Raw genomic sequence first — 564 nt, 5'->3', positions numbered from 1 at the left:
AACATCTGATGTTGGATTAATTTTCATCGTATTTTGTAATGCACTTTTGTCATAGACATTCCCCAAAAAGCGCTGCTCTCCACTTCTTAACATCGGATAATTGATGTCGTAAATTATATCATTACCACAAAATATATTATTATAAAAAGCATGATGATAGGTCTTGGTTCTAGCACCCACTTGTCTTATATATACAGCCTGACCATATTTACTCCTGTTTTTCTCATCCTTATTTTTTTCAATACTTGTACCTGAAACCAGATTGTTTACAAAGAGCCCTCCCGAAGCATCATGAATGTAAATCTGATTTTCAACATTATCCATTATAATATTATGATCAATCAACACAGTGCCAAAATCATAATCGCCCATTTCCAAAAAGATTCCACTGCGTAGATTATTAGCAATAACATTCCTTGACACTCTGGCATTCGGATATTTATTGTCAAACCAAATTCCATAAGTGAAATTATCTGTAACCAGATTTTCAGATACAACACTATTTGCATTGTTATGGAATTTTATTCCCGCAGATTCATAGCGCTTATATCCTCTAAACATTTG

The 564-nt window shown here is 33.2% G+C and carries 1 protein-coding gene; it reads right to left on the bottom strand.

Going from position 1 to position 564, the window contains the following annotated elements:
- Positions 1–564: right-handed parallel beta-helix repeat-containing protein (locus tag AAOP42_RS00675; RefSeq protein WP_349526524.1), on the bottom strand; the 564-nt coding region annotated here is incomplete at both ends.

The organism is Reichenbachiella sp. MALMAid0571, assembly GCF_040151475.1.
GTDB lineage: Bacteria > Bacteroidota > Bacteroidia > Cytophagales > Cyclobacteriaceae > CAXBNB01.
This window is presented reverse-complemented; position numbering and strand designations above follow the sequence as displayed.